Genomic DNA, 6,151 nt, shown 5'->3' with positions numbered 1-6,151 from the left:
GCCCTCCCACCACGGCTGCTGCGTCGCCTACACCCTCATCTGGGAAGAGCCCTCAATGGCCTTGGCCAGCTCCTTTTCCTGGGCGGCATCAAGTCTGTATTGGGTGGCTTTGGATGTGTTCATGCCGACATGATGTGCCGACATGCCTGCTCACGACTTCTCTGTGGATGCCTGGCAACGGACAACACCAGATTCTGTGGATTGTTGCCAGCTCACAGCGATGCCATGAGCCTCACTCGCCGGCGCCGAGACTGGCCTGGCTCAACGCCTTGCGACGGGTCTCCAGACCGATGAGCTGAGTGAACATCGCGTCATAGTCGGATTGTCGCTCAATGGGATTGGTGCGCTGCATCCGCGATTTGAGGTCGGCAATCTCACGGACAGTGGACAGCAGAAGCAACCGTGAGGCATATGCGGTGGCGTACTGCTCCGTCGGTGCCCGCAGGATCTGCTCCACGAGCAGGGCGATCTCAAGCTGGCGCGCGGTCGGATCATCGGTGGCCTGCTGTACTGCCTGGGTCCAGCCATCGGGCCCGAACGGCACTCGCGTGATGGCTTCGAAAACCGCCCGATAGGCCGGATGGGTGAAGTCCTCGGCTCTGACACCGTCCCAAGCCGTGTCGAACAGCGTCGGGTATTGCAGCATGACCTTCAACGTGCCGCGCTCGACGGCGAGATTGTGATCCTGCGGATCGGGCCAGGGCAGCGCCTCCGCGGCAGTTTCTGCGGTGGCGAGCATGTCCTCGCCACCCGAGTCGAGGGGCTCAGGCCGGGCGACCACACCCCGCACCGCCAGACCCGATTGGTGGCTGCGGCGTGCGTTCTTCTGAGCGGTACTGAGGATGCGGCGCACCTCATCCACATCCATCCCCACGAGTTGGGCGAGGTCTCGGATGTACTGGTCGATCAATGATCGGTCGCGCACCGCCGCCAGCATGGGTGCGGCTGCGCGCACCGCGGCGACCCGCCCGTCGGCCCGATCAAGGTCGAAGCCTTGAACTGCATGGGCCATCACGAATCGGTACAGCGGCTCGCGGCGGCCGACCAGCTCGCGCACCGCGGCGTCGCCCTTGGCCATTCGCAGGTCGCAGGGATCGAGTCCGTTGGGTTCGACGGCCACGTACGTTTGCGTGGTGAAGGAACGGTCCAGCTTGTAGACCTTGAGGGCCGCCGCCTGACCGGCTGAATCACCGTCGAAGGTGAAGATGATCTCGCCGCGCATCGAGTCGTTGTTGCCCATGAGGCGTTGCAACAGGCGAGCATGGTTCTCGCCGAAGGCAGTGCCGCAGACTGCCACCGCGGTATCCACACCGGCGAGATGGGCCGACATGACATCGGTATAACCCTCCATGACCACCGACTGCAGCTTCTTGCCGATGTTCTGGCGCGCCAGGTCCAGCCCGTAGAGCACATGGGACTTCCTGTACAGGATTGTTTCGGGGGTGTTGATGTACTTGGCGGGCAGCCGATCATCGTCGTAGAGCCTGCGGGCGCCGAACCCGAGCACTGACTTGGCTGAGTCCCGGATCGGCCAGATGACGCGGCCCTGGAAGTAGTCCCAGCCTCCGTGCTCCCTGATCAACCCCGCCTTGACCAATTCCTCGTCGCGGAAACCGGCCCTGGCGAGGTGTTCGTGCAGCGCCCTGCCGTGCCTGGGGGCGTAGCCGACACCGAAATACTCGGCTGCGGCGCGATCGAAACCGCGGCCATCGAGCATCTGGCGGGCCTGGACCGCCTCAGGACTCGCCAGGTTCGCTGTGTAGAACTCGGCAGCTGCCTGATTGGCGGCCATCAACCGCACCCGCTGACCGGGCGGCTGGGCGGGCTGCCCGTCGTCCACATAGCGCAGTTGCACTCCGACCTTGTCGGCCAGGGTTTGCACCGCCTCGGCGAAGCTCAGATTCTCCATTTTCTGCATGAAGGTGATGACGTCGCCGCCCTCGCCGCATCCGAAGCAGTAGAACAGACCCTTCGACGGGGTGACCTGGAAGCTTGGAGTCTTCTCGTCGTGGAAGGGGCAGAGCCCCTTGAACGATCCCCCACCGGCATTTCGGAGGGTCACATAGGCGCCGACGATCTCCTCGATGCGCGCTCGTTCCCTGACGAGCGCGATGTCCTCGTCATTGATACGGCCCGCCATGCCCCGCAGTGTATGCGGATCCGTGATGGACAGGGCCGGACGCAAGACATCCTGCTCTCGTCGGTGAGGCACCAGTGTGGTCGTCATCGCGAAGATCACCTCAATCGGCTTCCTCGGCTGTTGCCGGGATTGGCTCGCGGGGGCGCACGACTAGGCTCTGCGCATGCTTGACTACGTCACCCGGGAGGAGCACCGGCGCATCGCCGCACAGGACTACGTGCGCGACTTCGTGAACGTCCCGAAGTTCGTCGAATTCTGCCGGGAGTGTGGAAGCCACAACCAGACCTGGGCCTGCCCGGAATTCGACTTCGACCCGCTTGACGTGTGGCAGAAATACCGCTGGTTGCACCTGTCTGCACGGATCATGGAATTCACACCGGGACAGCCACGCACCGGGATACCGCACCAGCAATTGCTCGATGATGTGCGGGCCATGTTCAGCAAGGAGAAATGGCACGCCTATCGCCAGCTCGTTGCTCTGCACAGACGGGTTCCGGGATCGGTTGGTCTGTCGGTGGGCTCCTGCGAGGTGTGCACCGAGTGCACCCGGCCACAAGGGCTGCCCTGCCGCAATCCTGATCAGCTCTTCCACTCCATCGAATCCATGGGAGGCGACGTGATGGGCACGATGAGCACGATCTTCGGGCATCCGACCTTGTGGAGCGACGGAACCACTCTGCCAGCCAGCTATCTGGTGGTCACCGGCCTGCTGTGCAATGTCGAGGAATTGCCCGAACGTGCCCTGGCCCGCTGATTGTCGCGCGGCTGGCTGTTCTGACGGCCGGGCGGTGAAGCTGACGGGCCCCGAATCGATGCGAGGCCCCGTGCTGAGCCGGTCCCCGTATTGGTTCAAGCCCCGTGGCCGATTCCGACCGGCAGGCTGTCCTGTTCCCAGCCGAGCAACCGTTCGGCGCTCTCGAAGGCGAAACGATCGGTCATTCCTGCCACGTAGGTGACCACACCGCGGATCGCATCAGACTCATCGCGGTGATCGGAGGGCAATTCTTCGGGATGGGCGAAATAGAACGACACGAGTTCGTGCAGCATCCGGACCATGGTGCGGGACTGCTCGAGTGATTCCTGTCGGGTGTAGATGCGTTCGTAGTTGAATCGGCGCAGTGCCGCCAGTGCCCCCGCGGTCGTTTCGTCCATGCCGATGATGCCCGTGTCACAAGAAGTCTGGATGACGGCCCTGATCAGCGCGCCGAGTTGCTCTCGCTGGGGCACCCCGAGGTGGTCAGTGACCTCTTCCGGCAGATCATCCGGCGTGACGATTCGAGCGCGGATGGCATCCTCCAGGTCATGGGCGCAATAGGCAATCCGATCGGCCCAGCTCACGATTTCGCCCTCGACCGTGAACGGAGCGGGGCTCGACCACGAGTGATTGGCGATGCCGTCGAGGGTCTCCACGCACAGGTTGAGATCGGCCAGTGCGACATGCGCACCCCATGGGCCGTGATCGAAGCCCTCGGGGAGGAAGGCATCGAAGGCCTCTTCAGAGGCGTGCCCACCGGGGCCGTGCCCGCAGTCGTGACCGAGTGCGATGGCGCTGGTCAGTGACACATTGGCGCCCACACCCCTCGCGATGGCCGTGGCCACCTGGGAGACCTCGAGGGCGTGGGTGAGGCGGGTGCGCTGGTGATCGGTGGGGAACACCACAACCTGGGTCTTGCCTGCCAGACGCCGGAAGGATGTGGAGTGCACGATGCGATCGCGGTCGCGCTCGAAGCAGGTCCGCTCGGAGTCGGGCAGTTCCTCCCGCACGCGATGTCCGGCGCCACGGGCACGTGTGGCCCCATCGGACAGAAAGTGCTCCTCGGCCTCCTCGCGGAAGAGCCTGCCGCGCGGCTGAACTCCAGCTCTGAGGTGCACCCGGCTTTCCCGGTGGGGGAGCACCACCTCGGCGCCACGCGATTCCACGGCATTTCCGGACATGGTGGAGGCCCACGACACATTGCGGGCCGAGGGCCCGAGTGTTCCGCCGGATGCTGAATGCAGCTCGTCTGTCACATCTGCCAGTATGTCGCGGCCCCCTGACACTGTTGGGGACGTGATGGAACAGGCGGCTGCTCAGCCGCCCGAGATGGCCAGTTCGGCGTCGGCGAGGTCGAGGTCCAGACCACAGCGGTCGTCGAGCCAGCCACAGGGCATCGCCACCTTGCGCCGCGGGGAACCCTGCCTGCCGCGCGGTCTGCCGAGCGCATTCACCGGGTAGGGGCAATCGGCTCCGGCCTTGTCGATGACGCCCGCCAGCAGGGCGTCGAGGCTTTCGAAGCTGTCGACCATGCCCAGGTTGTGGCGCACTGCGCCGCCGACGGGGAAGCCCTTGAAATACCAGGCCATGTGCTTGCGCAGGTCGGTGAGCCCGTGCCGCTCCCCCATCTGGAGGGCGAGCAGTTCACCGTGCCTGCGTACCATCTCGGCCACCTCGCCCAGGGTGGGCAGGGTCGTCGTCCGTTCCCCGGCCATGGCCGCGGCGAGATCGCGGAACAGCCACGGCCGGCCAAGACATCCCCTGCCGATCTCGACCCCGGCGCAGCCGGTCTGGTCCATCATGCGTATCGCGTCGGCGGCCTCCCAGATGTCGCCATTGCCCAGCACGGGGATGTCCACCTGCTCTACCAACCTGGCGATCGCGTCCCAGTGGGCATGGCCCGAATAGGCCTCTTCGACGGTGCGCCCGTGCAGGCAGATCGCCGCTGCACCAGCCTGTTCCGCCATCCGCCCGGCGTCCACATATGTCTGGTGGCTGGCATCCAACCCGATGCGCAGCTTCACGGTGACAGGCACGCCATGTCGGTCGCCCGCTGTCACAGCCGAGCCCACGATGGCGCCGAACAGGTCGAGCTTCCACGGCAGTACGCCGCCACCGCCCTTGCGAGTGACCTTGGGCACCGGGCAGCCGAAATTCAGATCCACGTGATTCACCCGGTACTGGGTGCACAAGATCTCGACCGCATGAGCGATGACAACCGGATCAGTGCCATAGGTCTGCACGCTGCGGATCTGCTCGGAATCGAAGAAGGTGAGCATCGCATCGGTCTTGCGGTCCCCCACCACCAGGCCACGGCTGGTGATCATCTCGCACACGTACAGTCCGGCGCCCTGCTCGCGGCACAGCGTGCGGAAGGCGGCATTGGTGACGCCTGCCATCGGTGCCAGCACAACCGGCGCGCCCACTTCGACCCGCCCGCCAGACGGTGAGCGGAGCACGAGGGATTCGATCTGAGGCACCGCACAATCCTAGGTTGCCCCTGAAAATTCGCTGTGACAACGCCTTCAGCCGTGCACTCAGCGCTTCTGATCGCCCCTCAACACGGCGAAGGGGTCTGTGATGTGCAGGGAGTGCTCAACGAAACGGTAGGTGCGGGCGGGCCGTCCGCCCTTCTGACCGGGGGCTGTGCGATGCCCGGTCGGCTCGATCTGGTGGCGCCTGGTGAGCACCCGCCCGAGGTTGGTGACGTCGACGTCGTGGTAGAGCACCCCCATGTAGATCTCACGAAGGTGCGCGAGAGTGAACTCGTCGGGAGCAAGGGCGAAGGCGATGTTGCTGTAGGAGATCTTGCCTCGCAGCCTGTGCGCGCCGAGGCGCACCACCTCGTCGTGGTCGAAGGCCATCTGCGGAAGGGTCGACACATCGAACCAGTGGGCGCCGCCCTTGACCACTTCGGTGGCCTCGGCAACGAGCCCCAGATAGGCCGTCGCGATGGTGCGCTCGGCGGGGTCTCGAAGAGGCGCGGACAGGGTCGCAAGTTGTTCGGAATGCCGCACGGCGACCAGATCGAGCTTGTCGGCCAGATGACGCTCCATCGCGTCCCGCATCGTCTCGCTCACCTCGACCGGCCCGCTCGGCAGTGCCCACTGGCCGGCGAAGGGCTCATGGTGACGCTGCCAGGCCAAAACCTGTAGTGACGGCGTGTCTGCGAGAACGCGGAATACGACGGCGAGCACCTCGTGGCGGTACTTCGCCACACCCTTTGGGTCCCTGAATGGTTCTGCCCGCACAGGTGC

5 protein-coding genes are annotated in these 6,151 nt (G+C 64.9%); 1 reads left to right on the top strand and 4 read right to left on the bottom strand.

Features of this window, described 5'->3' with window-relative positions; translation table 11 throughout:
- Positions 1 to 232: 232 nt before the first annotated feature.
- Positions 233 to 2,140: a DNA primase gene (gene dnaG, locus ABF648_RS05500; protein ID WP_415631291.1), complete on the bottom strand. Its 1,908-nt coding sequence runs from the start codon at positions 2,138 to 2,140 to the stop codon at positions 233 to 235.
- A 163-nt stretch (positions 2,141 to 2,303) separates the two neighbouring features.
- On the opposite strand from dnaG, the gene ABF648_RS05495 reads away from it, so the two are divergent.
- Positions 2,304 to 2,894 (top strand): DUF2284 domain-containing protein, encoded by a 591-nt coding sequence (locus tag ABF648_RS05495; protein ID WP_415631290.1) that lies wholly within the window; start codon positions 2,304 to 2,306, stop codon positions 2,892 to 2,894.
- Positions 2,895 to 2,989: 95 nt separating this feature from the next.
- Here ABF648_RS05495 and ABF648_RS05490 read toward each other — a convergent pair whose 3' ends face one another.
- The 3 genes from ABF648_RS05490 to ABF648_RS05480 form a co-directional block, all read right to left on the bottom strand.
- Positions 2,990 to 4,075, bottom strand: a complete 1,086-nt coding sequence (locus ABF648_RS05490; protein WP_415631292.1) for an HD domain-containing protein — start codon at positions 4,073 to 4,075, stop codon at positions 2,990 to 2,992.
- 135 nt (positions 4,076 to 4,210) lie between these two features.
- Complete coding sequence (gene dusB, locus ABF648_RS05485; protein WP_415631289.1) at positions 4,211 to 5,374, bottom strand: tRNA dihydrouridine synthase DusB; 1,164 nt, start codon at positions 5,372 to 5,374, stop codon at positions 4,211 to 4,213.
- Positions 5,375 to 5,431: 57 nt separating this feature from the next.
- Positions 5,432 to 6,145: an NUDIX hydrolase gene (locus ABF648_RS05480; protein ID WP_415631288.1), complete on the bottom strand. Its 714-nt coding sequence runs from the start codon at positions 6,143 to 6,145 to the stop codon at positions 5,432 to 5,434.
- Between the last annotated feature and the right edge of the window lie 6 nt (positions 6,146 to 6,151).

The organism is Propionibacterium sp., from assembly GCF_047719395.1.
GTDB lineage: Bacteria > Actinomycetota > Actinomycetes > Propionibacteriales > Propionibacteriaceae > Propionibacterium.
Note: the sequence above shows the minus strand (reverse complement) of the source record. Positions and strands in the feature narration are given on the sequence as shown.